Annotated in this window: 14 protein-coding genes; 12 read left to right on the top strand and 2 right to left on the bottom strand. The window is 50.2% G+C overall.

Annotated elements, in window-relative coordinates:
* Nucleotides 1-16 precede the first annotated feature (16 nt).
* Together TX85_RS23185 and TX85_RS23180 are read right to left on the bottom strand one after the other, a co-directional pair.
* Nucleotides 17-649, bottom strand: a complete 633-nt coding sequence (locus tag TX85_RS23185) for a LysE family transporter (protein ID WP_044482279.1) — start codon at nucleotides 647-649, stop codon at nucleotides 17-19.
* Between the two features lie 327 nt (nucleotides 650-976).
* Nucleotides 977-1,549, bottom strand: coding sequence for a type II toxin-antitoxin system PemK/MazF family toxin (locus tag TX85_RS23180; protein WP_044482278.1), 573 nt, complete (start codon nucleotides 1,547-1,549; stop codon nucleotides 977-979).
* Nucleotides 1,550-1,746: 197 nt separating this feature from the next.
* On the opposite strand from TX85_RS23180, the gene TX85_RS23175 reads away from it, so the two are divergent.
* From TX85_RS23175 to TX85_RS23120, 12 genes are all read left to right on the top strand, one after another.
* Entirely contained in the window at nucleotides 1,747-2,004 is a 258-nt protein-coding gene (locus TX85_RS23175; protein ID WP_044482276.1) for a YqkE family protein, read from the top strand.
* Nucleotides 2,005-2,112: 108 nt separating this feature from the next.
* Entirely contained in the window at nucleotides 2,113-3,840 is a 1,728-nt protein-coding gene (locus TX85_RS23170; RefSeq protein WP_233500844.1) for a sensor histidine kinase, read from the top strand.
* Nucleotides 3,841-3,946: 106 nt separating this feature from the next.
* A complete protein-coding gene (locus tag TX85_RS23165; RefSeq protein ID WP_044482275.1) occupies nucleotides 3,947-5,533 on the top strand; it encodes a response regulator in 1,587 nt (528 codons plus the stop codon).
* 139 nt (nucleotides 5,534-5,672) lie between these two features.
* Nucleotides 5,673-6,593: an ABC transporter permease gene (locus TX85_RS23160; RefSeq protein WP_044482274.1), complete on the top strand. Its 921-nt coding sequence runs from the start codon at nucleotides 5,673-5,675 to the stop codon at nucleotides 6,591-6,593.
* An 18-nt stretch (nucleotides 6,594-6,611) separates the two neighbouring features.
* Nucleotides 6,612-7,538 carry a carbohydrate ABC transporter permease gene (locus TX85_RS23155; protein WP_044482273.1) on the top strand — a complete coding sequence of 309 codons (927 nt, stop codon included), beginning with the start codon at nucleotides 6,612-6,614 and terminating at the stop codon, nucleotides 7,536-7,538.
* A gap of 58 nt (nucleotides 7,539-7,596) precedes the next feature.
* The gene (locus TX85_RS23150; RefSeq protein ID WP_044482272.1) at nucleotides 7,597-9,183 is read left to right on the top strand and encodes an ABC transporter substrate-binding protein; all 1,587 of its coding nucleotides are present in this window, start codon (nucleotides 7,597-7,599) and stop codon (nucleotides 9,181-9,183) included.
* A gap of 31 nt (nucleotides 9,184-9,214) precedes the next feature.
* A complete protein-coding gene (locus tag TX85_RS23145; RefSeq protein WP_044482271.1) occupies nucleotides 9,215-11,290 on the top strand; it encodes a beta-galactosidase in 2,076 nt (691 codons plus the stop codon).
* A gap of 225 nt (nucleotides 11,291-11,515) precedes the next feature.
* Entirely contained in the window at nucleotides 11,516-12,097 is a 582-nt protein-coding gene (def, locus tag TX85_RS23140) for a peptide deformylase (RefSeq protein ID WP_044482270.1), read from the top strand.
* A 32-nt stretch (nucleotides 12,098-12,129) separates the two neighbouring features.
* A complete protein-coding gene (gene deoC / locus TX85_RS23135) occupies nucleotides 12,130-12,801 on the top strand; it encodes a deoxyribose-phosphate aldolase (protein WP_044482269.1) in 672 nt (223 codons plus the stop codon).
* Between the two features lie 166 nt (nucleotides 12,802-12,967).
* Nucleotides 12,968-13,777 (top strand): MerR family transcriptional regulator, encoded by an 810-nt coding sequence (locus tag TX85_RS23130; RefSeq protein WP_044482268.1) that lies wholly within the window; start codon nucleotides 12,968-12,970, stop codon nucleotides 13,775-13,777.
* Nucleotides 13,778-13,931: 154 nt separating this feature from the next.
* Nucleotides 13,932-15,890 carry an FAD-binding protein gene (locus tag TX85_RS23125; RefSeq protein ID WP_044482267.1) on the top strand — a complete coding sequence of 653 codons (1,959 nt, stop codon included), beginning with the start codon at nucleotides 13,932-13,934 and terminating at the stop codon, nucleotides 15,888-15,890.
* A gap of 186 nt (nucleotides 15,891-16,076) precedes the next feature.
* Nucleotides 16,077-17,369 (top strand): homocysteine synthase, encoded by a 1,293-nt coding sequence (locus tag TX85_RS23120; protein WP_044482266.1) that lies wholly within the window; start codon nucleotides 16,077-16,079, stop codon nucleotides 17,367-17,369.
* Nucleotides 17,370-17,452: the final 83 nt, after the last annotated feature.

Below are 17,452 nucleotides of genomic sequence, written 5' to 3'. Positions count from 1 at the left end.
CCAGCCTTATTGATGGCTACACCCTTTGCAGCAGCAGTTGCAGAGCCTCAAACAAAAAGTAAAGGCCGAATCCGATCAGGAACAACCCGGACAGCACGGAGACACCCTTTAATAAGCGGTCGCTCACATATTTGCGGAAAATACTGGCGAATCCTGCCATGGTTAGATCCCAGATCAGCAGACCAAGAATAATCGAGAAGCTGTTCAGGATCAGATCCCCTAATCCGGACTGGGCCGCCGTCTGGGCAAGCACGGAGCCGTAAATGCCGAGCCAGAACAGAATGGACAGCGGGTTGCCCAGTGACATAAAGAAGCCGGACATGAAGGATTTCAGCAACGGCTCCCGGCCCCGCATATCCGCCATTTGAAACTTTCCCGCATCCTTAAGGCTTTCTATGCCCGTATATATGAGCAGGAAGCCGCCGAACAGCCACAGGAAGGTCTGCATAAACGGAATATTCAAAAAATGAATTACACCAAAGAACACAAGCAGCATATAAATCACATCCGCTGCCATTGCGCCGAGACCGACCAGCCATGCCGACATAAAGCCGCCCCGAATGCCCTTGGACAGCTGGGCGGCATTGACGGGACCGATCGGGGCTGACAACGACAGCCCGAGTACGATATAACCAAGCATCTGATTCAAACCTCCAACGTCATGAGTTACTTGTACATCCTATTCGACGGGAGAGGCTTGTATCACAAAAACAAAAATAGACAGGTGGGATAAATGGTTAAAGTTCGTTCCAGCGGGTAAATGGTAGCAAGAGGGAATTTAAAGATGCCAACGCAGAGATGAAGAAGCTTAGAAAGTGTGAAACAAATATAAAAAAGGAGCCTTTCGGCTCCTTCTCGGACTCAACGACACGCGGGCACGTGTGAGTTTATCCACGACGGGGTGGATGACGTAATGAATCAATTTATATTCATTCTACCCTGTCGATTTGAAAAAGTCAACCTTATTCTGGAGTTTCTACAATCCAAATGACCATTTAAGCCGGGTTTCCAGTCGGCTGATATCTTCTTCGTCGAGCGAACCTAAATGATCTTTAAGACGTATTTTACTTACCGATGTGGTTTCTTCCGTTTTGGCTGCCGAGTCAAACGCGAGAAAATCATATTTATTTTTGAACAGAAAATAATGGCTTTGAAATCGCGGAATCGGATTGCCCTCCTTTGTCAGGATAGGCTGCCCTGTTTTTGGAAAGGTACGGATTTTCAAGTTCTTTGTTAATGGAATGACCAGTACATTGCCCGATGTTGAATTCACGGTATTATTTGAAATAATCACGACAGGACGCTCTTCATTTTGTTCACACCCGATATTTTCCCCGAACTGGCAAAAGTGTACGGCTCCTCTTGCCATATTCCGTTTTGTCTGCGTCTTCTCATGCTCAATCCAATGATGCGCCATTTCCAGCTGAAGAGGCAGCCAATCATAGATTTGCTTTGTCTTCAGCTTCTTCGCATATTCCGTCCGCGAATTACGCTCTCTCTTCTCGGCAGAGGCCCTGAATGCCCCGCCATGCTCATGTTCCTTATTCATATCGATCTCCTCCTGGCTCGCCTGATTCAAAATCGACTTAGACGTATATATGTTGAATTACACGTATTTCTATGCTGTTAAAACAAGCAGGCCTTCTTTTTTTCTTATTCTCATCATTCTCATTCGAAGGTCCGGTTATGAGTTGACAAGCCAGGGGACTCATGATAATTTACACTTGAATTCGAGGTGATGAAGAGATGGCGAAGAAAAAGACACAGGGGACACGTCCTGCCCCGGCGGCGGACAAACCGGCAACACTGAAGGATCTGCTTGGGGAGACAACGATTGCGAAGCTGAAGGAGCAGGCTGCCGCTCTGCAGCAAGAAGAGGATCAGCGCAAGGAAGAGGCAAGGCTTAAAGCGGAGCAAGCGCGGAAAGCAGAACAGAAAAGGCTGGATAATGATTTCGAGCATCTGCTGAAAAACAGCAGCATGGATTGGAAAAAGTTCAAATAGAAAATATACCGGAAGCAGGGCCATAGGATGAGCGCTTCCGGTTTTTTCAATCTTGGATGTAAGCGTTCGCAGACTGACGGAGAGGGCTGTATGCGCATGGCGACCTTAATGAAACGGAAGTATATGCCTTTTACATACAAAATGTTAATTCCCTATTTGCTCCTGGTCCTGGTGACCGATATGATTATCGGATACATCTCTTACACCATGCTCGTTCAATCGCGAACCGAGATGGCCGAGAGCAATATCCGAACCGGGATGGAGCAGGCAAGGAACAATATACGTTATCAAATGGACGAGATTCAGCGAATGTCGGATACACTGTTCGGAAGTCTGTCCTTTCAGCGTGCGCTTCAAACGAAGGGCGAGCCTTATGAAATCTATCTGGTCATGCTGGATGAGATTGTCCCGCAAATTACGGCTCCGCTAAAGCTGTTCGGCAATAGCATCAGATTATTGCTGTATACGGTGAACAATGATTTGAATCTGGTCAGCGGAGATGACCTCAATGCGCCGATTGAGGATAGCGATTACTACATACTGCCATTGGAAGAAATTGAGCAGAGTGAATGGTATCGGACCTACAGGAATTCGGAGCTGGATAATATCTGGCTCCAGATTGATACAGATGAGCGGCTGGGAAATATATCGCATATTCGAAAGCTGGTCTCATACAGCGATTACAAAACAGTGATCGGGTACGTACGAATAACCGTCCCGTTAGATGATCTGTTCGGCGACTTCGCCACCTTTCCGGTAGAGGAAGGGATTGTGCTGACCTTGGTCGATAGCGCTGATCCTGCAACCGTGTTATACCAACGCGGGGAAGTGAGCGAGACGAAGTCGGAACAGGACTATCTCCGGCTGGAGGAGCCGATTCCGGGAACAGAGTTCAGGATCCGGACCTTTGTTCCGAATGCTTATCTGACCAAGGATACCCTGAAGCTCCAGCGATCCATCCTGATGGTGTGCGCAATCAGCTTTGCAGGAATGTCGTTGATCGGTTCTATGGTGGCCCGGCTATCCGGGCGGAAAATGGCTCGCATCGTGCGTTTTGTCCGCTCCTTCCAGGAAGGAAACTTCAAGAAGCGGATTGCCTTTAAAGGAAATGATGAATTTGTCCATATTGCCGATGCCTTTGACGTCATGGCGGGCAATATTCAGGAATTGATTGACCGTGTGTATGTTCAGGGAATCCAGCGAAAGCAGGCGGAGCTAGAGGCGCTTCAAGCCCAGATTAACCCGCATTTTCTCTACAATACCTTGTCTGCTATCAGCAGCCTGGCTAACCTGGGAGAGACGGAGAAGGTCACGCAAATGGTGCAGGGATTATCAAGGTTTTACCGGCTTACGCTTAACGATGGGCAAGCAATTACTCCGCTCCGTAATGAAATCAGACAAGTGCAGACCTACCTGGAGATCCAAAGAGTTAAATATGCTAACAGCTTTCAAATTTATATAGACGTAGAGGAAGATATTCAAGATATGCCGGTCATGAAGCTGATTTTGCAGCCTTTCGTAGAAAATGTGTTCAAGCACGCCTGGTTTGGCGACAGCATAGCCATTCGCATTTCTGCGGTTAGATCAGGAGACCGTATTCTGTTCAAGGTGATTGACAATGGAATTGGTATTCGGCATGATCGGATTCAGTCGCTCTTTGCTCCTGGAGAGCAGGCGGGCGGATACGGGATCAAGAATGTGGATGAGCGCATTAAGCTGAGGTATGGCGAGGAGTATGGCGTGTCTATTGCAAGCCTATATGGCGGAGGGACGACGGTAAGCATCGCCTTGCCCATCCGGGAGGAAGCTCCAGCCCAAGGCATCGAGGACAATTAAGGAATCGTTGGAAAAGTATGTATTTTCATTGACGAGCGATATGTTCAGGGTATAGGGATTAGGCTATGCTCATTGCATGGATAGATTGACTTCGGAGGAGCCTCGTATGGATATCAATATCTTGCTGGTGGATGATGAAGTGGTCGATTTGGAATGGCTTCGCAGACGAATTGCCGCGGGTCCGCTGCCTTATCCGCTTCATATAGCAGGGACAGCCAACAGCGGCTTTCAGGCCTTGAAGCTGCTGGAGCAGGAGAGGGTAGATATTATCTTGTCCGATATACGGATGCCGATTATGTCCGGTATGGAGTTTGCCCGTCGGGCCAAGGAGATCAAGCCCGAGATCAAGGTCGTCTTTATTAGCGGGCATGAGGATTTCGGGTATGCGAAAAAGGCGATTGAGCTTGGCGCGTCAGGATATCTGTTGAAGCCGGTAGAGGATTCAGAGCTAACCGACATGCTCCAATCGCTGTGCGAGACGGTACAGCAGGAACGGGAGGCATCTACCTCGGCAACGGCAGCATGGTCGGTGGTGATGGAGGAGCTGCTGATCCGCTGGATTACGGATGAAGACTCCGGAAGCAGGGTTGGCAAGCATCTTCAAAGTATTCTGCATCCATTGCTTTACACCGGTACAGTGGCTGCCCTCATTGAGATTGATGATCTGGAGTGGAAAGCGTCCGAATTAAGCGAGGATGAGAGGAGTATGCAGATACATCAGCTCGCAGGATTCATACGCAGCTATGTGGAGGAGAACATGCTCGGCACCTTTTTCAAAAGCCAGCCTAACCAGTTTTTAGTGTTGTCTTCCTTGCACGAGCGGGAATTCCCGCTCCAGCTTGAGGGTCTTGTCCAGGCGATCCGGACCTCGTCGCCCTTTACAGTGACGATCGGGATCGGCAAGCTGGCCCGGGACGAAGAGCAACTGCGGGAATCATGCCGTCAGGCACAAGCTGCGTTAAGCATGAAATGGCTGGTAGGCAAGGACCGGTTGATCTCGCTGGATGTGGTGGAATGGGTGCCGGATGCGAATACACCGCTGCCCAGTGTCGATGCTATTTTGGATGAAATGCTCCATGCGATTATGGTCTACGATCTGGTAAGGATCGATGACTGTATCGAGAAAATGTTTAACCAGCGGTTGAAGCCTGGACGGAAGAACGAGGTCTATGATTTGATTCTGAGGATTACAACCAAGCTTCACGCCGATCTAAGGCAAATGGGTGAAAGTCTGTATGAGCTGCTGAAGTGGGATGCTTATCAGCCGCTCATCCTTTTTCAGTTCGAGACTGTCCAGGATATAAAATCCTGGCTGAGAAGACGCTTCTTTGAGCTTTCCGAGGTGCTGTACGTGAAGAAGCAGCGGCAGAAGCGGAAGCTCATTGAAGATATTATGATCTATGTAGAGCAGAATCTGGAGCAGAAGCTTACGCTCAAGGAGGTAGCGGCCCGGTTTGATTTTACACCGAACTATCTGGGGTATTTGTTCAAGGAAGAAACCGGAGAGCATTTCAGCGAATATCTGAACAGCTTGAAGATCCGGCGTATCTGTCAGTTGCTCTGCGACCCGACCCTTAAAATCTATGAAATTGCAGAGCGAATGGGGTACAAGAACATCCTGTATTTCAATCGGCAATTCAAGCAGGTGATGGAGATGACGCCGGGGGAATATCGGAAGAAACAGAATATATAGTAGGTATCATCAGGCGCCCTGCAGGGTGCCTTTTTTTGTAGAAAAAGTATTAAAAATTGTTGGCTCGCTGGATTACGTGTATGGGGGCTTGCCTTCTATAATTGGGGCAGAAGCAACAAGAGGGGAGTAGAGCTACGAGATGAGAAGCCGCGGCTTTTGGAACGATGTGAAGAAATACCGGACGCTGCTGCTGATGCTGGTTCCCGGTGTACTGTTTTTCCTGCTGTTTGCTTATATCCCGATGGCAGGCATTGTTCTGGCTTTTAAGCAGTTCAATTACAGCGGGGGCATTTTCGGCAGTCCCTGGAATGGATTCGACAACTTCCGATTCTTTTTTGATTCGGGAGATGCCTGGCGCGTCACAAGAAATACGGCACTCTATAACATTGCATTCATTGTGGTGAACAACGGACTGCAAATTTTCGCTGCAATCCTGCTATTTGAGGTTGCCGGCAAATGGTTCCGCAAGATAACCCAGACGGTGATGTTCCTGCCCTACTTTATTTCCTGGGTGGTCGTAGGGGCCATTGCCTACAATCTGTTCAATTATGATGTGGGTACGATCAACATGCTGCTGCACAAAATCGGCATGGAGTCGATCGATATTTACAATACGGCAGCCTACTGGCCGGTCATACTGGTGCTGGTCTCCGCCTGGAAGGCGCTTGGATATGGAACAATCATGTACCTTGCGGCGATTACAAGCATTGATACCGAGATGTATGAAGCGGCCGAGATTGATGGGGCCAACATCTTTCAGCGTATCCGCAAAATTACGATTCCCAATCTGATGCCTACGGTCATCATTCTGATCCTGCTGGCAATCGGCAACATCTTCCGAGGAGACTTCGGGATGTTCTATAACATGGTCGGCAATAACGGACTGCTGTTCTCGTCTACGGATGTCATCGATACGTTCGTATTCCGGCTGCTGATCACGTCCAATGAAATCGGAATGTCCGCAGCGGCTGGGTTTTATCAGTCCCTCCTTGGGTTCGCGACCATTATGCTCGCCAACTACGCGGTGCGTAAATACGACAAAGATCATGCGTTGTTCTAACGAAAGGAAGGTGCTGCAATGAACGTGATCCTGTCTCAGAATCTAAAGCCGGAACGGCGCAAAACAACACAGCACGATCGCTTGATTCTCGCTATTATCGGCTATTTCATGCTGACCCTGCTGGCCGTATTCTGTATTTTTCCTTTCCTGTTGGTCGTCTCCTCCTCGCTTACCGAAGAGAGCGCCATTGTGGAGAACGGATTTCAAATCTTTCCGACCCGCTTCTCGCTGGAGGCGTACCGGATTTTATTCGAATTTCCTACGGACATGCTCAAGGCGTATGGGGTGACGATTTCAGTAACGGCGCTGGGCACCTTGGCCGGATTATTCCTGACCTCGATGACCGCTTATGTGCTGGCGAGAAAAGATTTTAAGTGGCGGAACATCTTTTCCTTTTTCTTCTTCTTTACCACCTTGTTCAGCGGAGGACTCGTTCCTTGGTATCTACTCATCGTAAATTACTTGCAATTAAAGGACACCTTGCTGGTGCTGATCCTGCCGATGCTTATGAACGTCTTCTATATTATCGTGATGAAGACCTTCATGAGCAGCATTCCCGAGGCGATCATCGAATCCGCGAAGATCGACGGGGCCGGCGATTTTCAGATCTACCTCCGGTTTATTCTGCCGCTGTCAAAGCCGGCGCTGGCCACGATTGGACTGTTTATAGCGCTGGCTTACTGGAATGATTGGTACAATGCTCTGCTGTTCATATCCAACTCGGATTTGATGCCGCTGCAATACTATTTGTACCGCTTGTTAGGCAATATGGACGGCATGCGCAAGGCGATGATGGAATCCGGAGCCGTTATCAATTTCAATATTCCGACCGAAAGCCTCAAGATGGCGATGACAGTCGTAGCTACCGGGCCGATTTTGCTAGCCTATCCGTTTGTTCAACGTTATTTCGTGCAGGGGCTGACGATTGGTGCTGTGAAAGGATGACCACAGGGGAACCTGGTTATCGATAGATTCCATCCAAATGATTAGGGGGAGCTTTGTCATGAGACGGAAGAACACGAAATTCATGTTTTTATTGGCGATGATCGTAGCTGTGTCCGCCTTTCTTAGTGCTTGCGGCGGGAATGGCGGGAGCACTAATGCTCAGACCAACAAGCCGGCGGAGAGTGATTCCGGCACTGCGGCCAATACGGTGAAAGAGGAGAATACCGGACCAGACCTGTCCGAAGAGGTCAAGCTGAAGATGCTTCTGGTCGGGGGCAAGCCCGCGGATTATGACGAAGTATTCGGCGAATTGAACAAGCTGCTAAAAGAAAAAATTAACGCCACGGTAGAAGCTGAATTTCTGGACTGGTCCGACTGGACGCAGAAGTATCCTTTGAAGTTCGCAGCCAATGAGGATTTTGACATCGCTTACACGGCGAACTGGGCGTTTTACAACGACCAGGCAAGAAAAGGAGGCTTTCTGGAGCTGAATGAGGATTTGCTGTCCACATACATGCCTCAGACCTGGGCGGCTATGCCGGCCGTGTCCTGGGAGCAGGCCAAGGTAGACGGCAAGCTGTACATGGTTCCGAACAACAATACAGAAGTGACCGATAAGGTGGTGCTGATTCGGGAGGATCTGCGCAAAAAGTATAACCTCGACCCGGTGAACAGCCCGGAAACCTATGCGAATTATGTCAAGACGATTGCGGCTAATGAGAGCGGGTTCAATGCCTTCGGCGCCAAGCCGGCAGATGGCTGGAAGTGGCATGAGCTTGATCAGATTTTGCTGGAGCAGCAGAATGAATGGAATCTTGTGGATTATAGCATGCCGCTGGCCTATAAGCTGGAGGATGCATCCTCGAAGGTATTCAATGTATATGATACACCCGAGTTCAGACAGCTGCTGGACTATTATAAAGACCTTGCAGATAACAAGGGCTGGTCCAAAAACATTGTGAATAACAAAAATGATGTCTGGCAGGACATCAAGGCCGGCAAGACCGGGTCCTACGCGCAAAACCTGGGAACTGTTGCCTTCAACCTGGCAGAAATGCGCCGGGATAAGCCGGAATACGAAGCAGCCATTGTAGATCTCACACCGGACAAGAAGAAGATCGGAGCGATCTCGACCCAGAACGGCATGGCGATCCATGTCACATCCAAGCATGTTGAACGCTCTTTGATGCTGATTGATTTGCTGCAAAATGATAAGGAAATTCATGATTTGACGATGTACGGGATCGCCGGCAAGCATTATGAACCCGTAGGCGACGATAAGTACAACGCGGGTCCAAGCGCCGCCAACTATACCGGGTTTTCCAACTGGGGATGGAACTCGCAGTTGAATCGTTCGGATGCGTCCTATCCGGTTGAAGCAGATGAGATTCTTGCCGGCTGGCAGGAGAAGGTATACCACTTCCCGCTGGAAACCTTCGTATTTGATGATTCCAAGGTGAAGAATGAGGTTGCCAACGTAGGCAATGTTATGCTGCGCTATGCAATTCCGCTTGAATATGGATTAATCGCTGATCTGGATAAGGGCCAGGAGGAGCTGAACAAGCAGCTCAAGTCCGCCGGAATTGACAAGATTCAAACCGAGCTTCAAACGCAAATTGATGCTTTCCTAGCAGCATTGCAATAAAGACTACCATTGTAACGGAGGGACACACGACATGACGATGAAATTTCCGGCTATTAGCGGCAAGCTGCCCGTATTCATGCATGGGGCGGACTATAATCCTGAGCAATGGCTGCACGATCCGGCTATCCTGCAAGAGGACATCCGGCTGATGAAGCTAGCCAACTGCAATGTGATGTCCGTGGGCATCTTCTCCTGGGGCAAGCTGGAGCAGGAGGAGGGAGTATTCACCTGGGATTGGCTGGATCAGGTGCTGGATCTGCTGGTTAAGAACGGCATCTATGTCTGGCTGGCTACGCCAAGCGGCGCTCGTCCTGCCTGGATGTCCGAGAAGTATCCGGAAGTGCTGCGGGTAGAGAAGAACAGACAACGCAATCTACATGGGATGCGGCACAATCATTGCCTCACCTCTCCCGTCTATCGGGAGAAGGTGAGAATTATGAACTCCAAGCTGGCGGAGCGCTATTCGTTCCATCCGGCCGTGCTCGGCTGGCATGTCTCGAACGAATATGGCGGTGAATGCCATTGCGAGTATTGCCAGGATGCATTCCGCAGCTGGCTGAAGCAGAAATACGGCACGCTCGAAGCGCTGAATCAGGCCTGGTGGACGACCTTCTGGAGCCATACCTTTACCTCATGGTCCCAGGTGGAGTCTCCTGCTCCTCATGGGGAGATGATGGTTCATGGACTTAATCTGGATTGGCGGAGATTTGTCTCGGATCAGACGATTGATTTCTTCCGTCATGAGATTCAGCCGTTGAAGGCAGTAAATCCTGATTTGCCGTGTACTGCGAATATGATGGATCTTTTCTACGGCCTGGACTATCGTGAATTTGCCAAGGCTGTGGATGTGGTGTCCTGGGATGCCTATCCGACCTGGCATTCAGAGTCCTCGGAGACGGGAGTGGCCTCATGGTTCGCATTCAACCATGACTTGTTCCGCAGCCTGAAGAAGAAGCCGTTTATGCTGATGGAGAGCACGCCGAGCCAGACCAACTGGCAGAGGACGAGCAAGCTGAAACGGCCGGGGATGCATCGGCTGTCTTCCTTGCAGGCTGTTGCGCACGGCTCGGATACCGTACAGTATTTTCAATGGAGGAAGAGCAGAGGCTCCAGCGAGAAGTTCCATGGTGCCGTCGTCGACCATGTGGGCCATGAGCATACCCGGGTGTTTCAGGATGTGGCCAGTCTTGGACGTACCCTTGGCGAGCTGACGGAAGTGCTGGGAACAACGGTGCCGGCAGAGGCGGCCATACTCTTTGACTGGGATAATCGGTGGGCCGTTCTCGATGCGCAGGGCCCCCGGAATGGCGGAATCCACTACGAGGATACAGTGGTTCAGCACTACCGGGCGTTGTGGCAGCTCAGCGTGCCGACTGATATTATCGGCGCATTCGATAGCTTGAATCGATATAAGCTGCTGATTGCCCCGATGGTATATCTGCTTCGTGAGGAGACGGGGAGGAAGCTGACGGAGTATGTGAAGCAAGGCGGAACATTGCTGGTAACGTACTGGTCCGGTGTGGTGGATGAGCATGATCTTTGCCATCTTACCGGCTGTCCGGGCCCGCTCCGGGAGGTAACAGGAATTTGGGCGGAGGAGATCGACAGCCTGCATGATCACGATCATAATGAGCTTATTTTCCAGCAAGAGAATCCGCTTGGGCTCCAGGGTAGCTATGCGGTGCATGAGCTATGCGAGAGAATTCATTGTGAGGGAGCGGAGATCCTGGCTGCGTATAGTTCGGATTTCTATGCCGGTGACCCCGTGCTTACGGTGAATCGCTTTGGTGAAGGCAAGGCTTATTACCTGGCAGCCCGTGTGAAGGAAGATGAGTTCTATGAAATGCTGTATGCCAGAATTGTATCTGAGACGGGCGTGCTAAAATGTCTGGACAGTACCTTGCCCAAAGGGGTCAGCGTGGAGATGAGAACAGATGGAACTCATGACTACTTGTTTGTTCTTAACTTTTCGGGCCAGGAAGCTCTTGTAGATCTGGATGATAGAGCATATTCAGATCTGGAGAGCGGGCAGGTTGTGCAGCATCGTCTTCAATTGCCGGTACATGGCTCGGTGGTGCTTAAACGCAAGACACTTGTCAACGTGTAATTATGTAATTCGAATCCGTTTTTCCAGAATGCATGCACGTGAAAATTATTTTGATCAGGTTAAATTTTAACTGAATTTCCTTGGGTGTGAACACCTTCAAAGAAGCCGGCGTATCGTGCGCCGGCTTTGACTTTTTACTATCGTCATGCTACGCTGATGCTGGTATTTTGAAGCTGAAAAAGAACGCTTGAAAATTCAGATGAAGGTGGAAGAAGGATTCATATCATGAGCAAATTTAACCGTGACTATATCATTTTAATGGACGATATCATTAGAGAAGGCGATCCGATTCTGCGAACCGTTACCGAGCCGGTCAGCATTCCTCCGACCGAGGAAGACCGCGAGGAGATGGCGGCTATGATGCAGTTTTTGAAGAACAGCCAGGATCCGGAGCTCTCTAAAAAATACAAATTACGCCCCGGCGTAGGCTTGTCCGCGAATCAGATCGGTCTGAACAAGCGGATGTTCGCCGCGCTGCTCAGTGATGATGAGGGCAATGACCGTGAAGTGGCCCTGTTCAATCCGAAAATTATCAGCCACTCGGCGGCGATGACTTATTTGCCGGAAAGCGAGGGCTGCTTGTCGGTGGATCGGGCGATTCAAGGCTTCGTGCCTCGTTACGAGAAGGTTCAGATCAAGGCCTACGACGCGGAAGGCAAGGAATTGAAGCTTCGCTTCAAGGGATATGATGCGATTGTGATGCAGCATGAGATGGACCATTTGAACGGAATCATGTTCTATGACCGGATTAACAAGGAGCATCCATTCAAGCTGCCGGATGGAGTACAGATTTCCAGCCTATATTAATAACGGAAAATATTTATTTTGGAGGAATTGGAATGGACACGAAAGCAATTTTGGGTATGATCGATCATACGCTTCTTAAGGCGAATGCCGGCAAGCAGGAGATTCTCAAGCTGGTAGAGGAAGCGAAGGAGCACAATTTTGCATCTGTATGCGTAAATCCTTACTGGGTGAAGCTGGCGGCAGAACAACTAAAGGATTCCGAGGTCAAGGTGTGTACGGTAATCGGTTTTCCGCTGGGAGCGTCCGCTCCTGAAGCGAAGGCCTTCGAGACCGCACAAGCGGTTGCCGATGGCGCGGGTGAGATCGATATGGTCATAAACATCGGGGCGCTGAAGGATGGAGACGATGAGGCGGTGCGTTCCGACATGGCAGGCGTTGTGAAGAGCGCGCAGGGCAAGCTGGTCAAGGTCATCCTCGAGACCTGCCTGCTGAACGAAGAAGAGATTGTTCGCGCTTGCCGTCTGGCAGTTGAGGCCGGCGTTGATTTTGTGAAGACGTCAACAGGTTTCTCTACAGGCGGAGCAACGATTGAGGCTGTGGCTTTGATGGCGAAGACCGTTGGGCCTGAGTTCGGCGTCAAGGCTTCCGGAGGCGTGCGCAGTCTGGAGGATGCACAGGCCATGATCGAGGCGGGGGCTACCCGGCTTGGAACGAGCGCCGGTGTGGCGATTGCCCAAGGGCTTGCGAGCAAGGGCGATTATTAATTGAAGCTATTTTGGATGAAGCAGCGCTGTTCCCTCAGCTAATGAAGGGAAGGCGCTTTTTTCATGGAGTTGGGTAAAAGGCGGGGCGGGATGTGAAGCAGGTTATACCTGGTCTGGAAGCCAGAATGATATGATTGGAGGAATGAGATGAACCGGGAGGAAGAAGATGAAATATTGCATAGGTGAGTTTTCAACGATTCTGGGGATTACGAAGGATACGCTGAGGCTGTATGAGAAGCATCAAATTGTGGAGCCGGCGAAGGATGATCATAATAGCTACCGTTATTATAATGATCTGGACGCCAGAAATTTGCTGATGAGCCGATGGTACCGCAGCATGGGAATTCCGCTCCCCGAGGTTGCTGAGCTTATGAAGCATGCCTCTGTCGAGCGGGTGAATCATGAAATAGCGAGGAGCAGGGAGCAATTAGAGGAAGAGATTCGCAGAAAGACGATGCTGCTTGATAAGATGAATCAGATAGAGCAGGAGATCGGCGCCTTGGATGCGGAGCTGTTCCAATGCAGGATCAAGCAGCGGCCTGGATGGTACCGGCTGAAGCAGACGGTGAATAACCGGCTTCTAAAAAATGAGCGCATGAATCGGTTGGTCAATCAATGGATGGACTGTTTGCCGTTCGCCTTTTTCAGTTTCAGGATTGAAGAAGAGGAGTTGCTCACAGACAGCCTGAAGAATTGGAAGCATAGCTGGGGCTTAACCTTGACGGAAGAGGATGTGCAGAAGCTCGGCATCGAGATCGGCGACCAGGTTGAGTATATCCCCCCAACCCAGTGTCTGTCCGCAGTTATCGTAAAATCCCAGTCCAGCCCGATCACGAAGGAGACGCTGGGGTTTATGTTTGAAGAATTAACGTCCCTGGGCTATCAGGTGACTGGCGATATCGTAGGAAGAATTATTATGAATGAGCAGGAACGGGGCAAGAAGCGCTCCTATCTGGAGGTAAACATTTCAATTTAACAGCGTTTTGCACGCTTGACCTTCGTGTTGGACCAAGGTTTATACTCCGAATATAGGCTGCCGGGTGAATGAGTCAGTGAGGTTTAATCATATCGTATAAAGTGAAAAACTTCACATTGGTAGCCGCCATACTATAGGATTTGGGGGAGAGAGTATGTTTATTCGGAACAGCAAAGGGTTCAGACCGGTTCTGGCACTAGGCCTGTGCCTCATCCTGCTCATCGGGCTATTGGCCGGATGTCAGGGCAACGGGAATGAAGGGAATTCGGAAGATGGATCAAACCAGCAGGAGACCGGCTTCAAGGCTGGAACCTACACGGGGGAAGCCGAGGGGAAGGAAGGAACCATCAAGGTTGAGGTCACGATGGACCAGGCTGATCAGATCAAGGATATTCAGATTGTCAGCCAATCTGAGACAGCGGGTCTTGGCGATTCGGCGATTGAGCAGATCAAAGAGCAAATTTTGACGCATCAGACTCTGACCATCGACGCAATCAGCGGGGCGAGTGAGACAAGTAACGCGATGCTGGCTGCCGTTGAAGCCGCGGTTAAGCAAGCAGGCGGAGATCTGGCAGCTTTGAAGGCCGGGACGGTAGCCAAGGCCGGAGAGGGCAAGGTCGAGCAGCTTGAAGCGGACGTTGTTGTCGTGGGTGCGGGTGCTTCGGGCGTATCGGCAGCGGTGAGTGCAGCCGATAAGGGAGCCAAGGTAATTATTATTGAGAAAACAGCAGTCATCGGAGGGGCAAGTAACCTGTCGTGGGCAGGGAAGTTTTACAACTCCTCGGTGGCGCTTGAAAATGGTGTAAAGGTTGCGGTTGAGACAGAAATTGCCGACTGGATCGTTAATAATCACTGGAGAGTTGATGCGGCCGCAATTAGGCAGTATGTGACTAAATCCGGAGAAACCTATGATTGGCTGAACGAAAAAGGCTACAATACAACCTTTATTAATTTTGGCGGTGAACAGCTCCACATGCTTCCTGCCTATGAGACACGTGAAACCTTGCTTCGGGCTATGCTGGCCGAGTCGGTTGAGCAGCATGGAGGACAAGTCCTGACAGAGACAACAGCCAAGAAGCTAATGACAGGCACAGATGGTGCTGTTACTGGTGTAGTGGCAGAGAAGAAGGATGGAACCACCCTGGAAATCTCGGCCAAGAGCGTGGTTATGGCGACAGGCGGTTATGCAGGGAACAAGGAAATGGTGAAGGAAAGCTTTGGCTTCGAAGGAATTAACGGGGGACTGGGGCAGAACATCGGCGAAGGCTTGCAAATGTCCTGGGAGGCTGGCGCGAAGGTGCCGGATAATTTCGGCGGACAAATGCTTCACCAGACCTTGGCGAGAGCAACCGGCAATCTGAAAAAGGAATTTACTTCTTATGAGGCCAGCTATCCGTTGATGACGGCTTACTTGCCGAATTTTATGAACGTTGGACCATCAGGTGCAAGATTCCGGGATGAGGCATCTACGCTGGAGGCAGTTGCGGCAGCCAATACAAGTGCTTTTAATGGAGCTTATCATCTGGTGATCGTATCGAAGTCCCAGTTGGATGCGCTGGCAGCGAAAGGGATGACAGGTGTAAATGCGCCTAAGCTTCCGGGCATGCCGCCGGAATTCTATTCTGATTTCGCGGACCAGTTCACATTGGAGAATCCATGGACGAATGCGGAGCAAGTATTTGACGCTATGGTGGCCAACGGCGACGGCTTTAAGGGAAATACCATTGAAGAGCTTGCAACTAACGCTGGTATGGATGTGGAGGTCTTCAAGGATGCGTTCAATAGTTATGTGGAGGCAACGAAGAGCGGCGTAGACAGCGAGTTTGGCAAGGCGAAGGAATATCTGGAGCCGATGGGCGATGAAGGCCCTTACTATGCAGTCGTAGCTGAAATTAATAACCTGGGCTCTGTAGGCGGGTTACTTGTGAATACGAAATTCCAGGTTCTTAATGATAGCCGGGTTCCTGTGAAGGGGCTGTATGCCGTAGGATTGGAATCCGAAGGCGTCCTCTTCAACGATACGTATGTAGGAAATGGCGTCGGACTTGGATATGCCTTTACTTCGGGACGACTCGGGGGCGAAAGCGCAGCGGCAGGCGCGCTGAATCAGTAATTATAGCATGACTGTAATGTCGGAGCCGGCGGGAATCAGGGGATTCTCATCGGCTCCATTTTTTTATTTTTAATTCATACAAAAATTATCGGATTTACTATTTCCAAATTGAACATTCTGTGAGAGAATAGTGAAAACAACTTGACCGACGGGTCTATTACAGCCAAATTAAAGGAGGATTACCCTATGTCCGAAGAACGTCAATTTGCCCCTGAAACCCTAGCTATTCATGCAGGGCAGGAGCCGGATCCCGTAACAAATTCACGTGCAGTTCCGTTGTATCAGACCACTTCCTACGTATTTAATGATACCGAGCATGCTGCCAATTTGTTTGGTCTGAAGGAGTTCGGTAACATTTATTCCCGGATCATGAACCCGACGAATGATGTCTTTGAGAAACGCATTGCAGCGCTTGAAGGCGGAGTCGGTGCTTTGGCAACGGCTTCCGGACAAGCGGCGATTACCTTCTCGATTCTGAATATAGCCGGGGCAGGGGATGAGATCGTATCCTCATCTACCTTGTACGGCGGAACTTATAACCTGTTCGCGATTACTCTGGCGAAGCTGGGGATTACCGTGAAATTCGTGGATGCCTCGAATCCGGAAAATTTCCGTGCGGCAATAACCGACAAGACCAAGGCCGTATACGCAGAGACGATTGGAAACCCTAAGGGCGATGTGCTCGACATTGAAGCTGTAGCGGCGATTGCTCATGAGAACGGCCTTCCGTTGATCGTGGATAATACTTTCCCGAGTCCGTATCTGCTGCGGCCGATTGATTATGGTGCAGATATTGTCGTGCATTCCGCGACCAAGTTCATCGGAGGACACGGCACTTCGATTGGCGGTGTCATTGTCGACAGCGGGAAGTTCGACTGGACTGCGAACGATAAGTTCCCGGGACTGACTCAGCCCGATCCGAGCTATCATGGTGTTGTCTATACCGCAGCCGTTGGTCCGCTCGCCTATATTATTAAAGCGCGGGTTCAACTGCAGCGTGACCTGGGAGCCTCTTTGTCTCCATTCAATGCATGGCTGCTGATTCAAGGGCTGGAGACTCTCCATCTTCGCGTAGAGCGTCACAGCGAGAATGCTCTCAAGGTAGCCAAGTACCTGGAGCAGCATGAAGCGGTGGAATGGGTGAGCTATGCCGGCCTTCCGAGCCACCCTTCCTATGAATTGGCCCGGAAATACCTGCCTAAGGGTCAGGGAGCGATTCTTACCTTTGGCATTAAAGGCGGCCTGGAAGCAGGACGCAAGCTGATTGAAAGCGTGAAGCTGTTCTCCCATCTGGCCAATGTCGGCGACTCGAAGTCCCTGATCATTCACCCGGCAAGCACAACGCACCAGCAACTGAGCGAAGCGGAGCAGGAGGCGGCTGGAGTCAATCCCGAGTTGATCCGCCTGTCTGTCGGGACAGAAGCCATTGACGATATTCTCTATGATTTGGAGCAGGCGATCGCTGCCAGCCAAGTCTAATATAATTAGGAAAGAGGGTGTCCCAAGTTAAATTCTGCACCCCCTTAATAACAAAATAGAGTGATATTCATTTAGAAACCAAG

It is taken from the genome of Paenibacillus antibioticophila (genome assembly GCF_000455265.1).
Taxonomy (GTDB): domain Bacteria; phylum Bacillota; class Bacilli; order Paenibacillales; family Paenibacillaceae; genus Fontibacillus; species Fontibacillus antibioticophila.
This window is presented reverse-complemented; position numbering and strand designations above follow the sequence as displayed.

Bases quoted from the DNA above. Each gene is read 5' to 3' on its own strand.
- TX85_RS23165 (WP_044482275.1), top strand. From the start codon at position 3,947: ATGGATATCAATATCTTGCTGGTGGATGATGAAGTGGTCGATTTGGAA.
- TX85_RS23175 (WP_044482276.1), top strand. From the start codon at position 1,747: ATGGCGAAGAAAAAGACACAGGGGACACGTCCTGCCCCGGCGGCGGAC.
- TX85_RS23160 (WP_044482274.1), top strand. From the start codon at position 5,673: ATGAGAAGCCGCGGCTTTTGGAACGATGTGAAGAAATACCGGACGCTG.
- TX85_RS23155 (WP_044482273.1), top strand. From the start codon at position 6,612: ATGAACGTGATCCTGTCTCAGAATCTAAAGCCGGAACGGCGCAAAACA.
- TX85_RS23125 (WP_044482267.1), top strand. From the start codon at position 13,932: ATGTTTATTCGGAACAGCAAAGGGTTCAGACCGGTTCTGGCACTAGGC.
- TX85_RS23130 (WP_044482268.1), top strand. From the start codon at position 12,968: ATGAAATATTGCATAGGTGAGTTTTCAACGATTCTGGGGATTACGAAG.
- TX85_RS23120 (WP_044482266.1), top strand. From the start codon at position 16,077: ATGTCCGAAGAACGTCAATTTGCCCCTGAAACCCTAGCTATTCATGCA.
- TX85_RS23150 (WP_044482272.1), top strand. From the start codon at position 7,597: ATGAGACGGAAGAACACGAAATTCATGTTTTTATTGGCGATGATCGTA.
- deoC (WP_044482269.1), top strand. From the start codon at position 12,130: ATGGACACGAAAGCAATTTTGGGTATGATCGATCATACGCTTCTTAAG.
- TX85_RS23170 (WP_233500844.1), top strand. From the start codon at position 2,113: ATGAAACGGAAGTATATGCCTTTTACATACAAAATGTTAATTCCCTAT.
- def (WP_044482270.1), top strand. From the start codon at position 11,516: ATGAGCAAATTTAACCGTGACTATATCATTTTAATGGACGATATCATT.
- TX85_RS23180 (WP_044482278.1), bottom strand. From the start codon at position 1,549: ATGAATAAGGAACATGAGCATGGCGGGGCATTCAGGGCCTCTGCCGAG.
- TX85_RS23145 (WP_044482271.1), top strand. From the start codon at position 9,215: ATGACGATGAAATTTCCGGCTATTAGCGGCAAGCTGCCCGTATTCATG.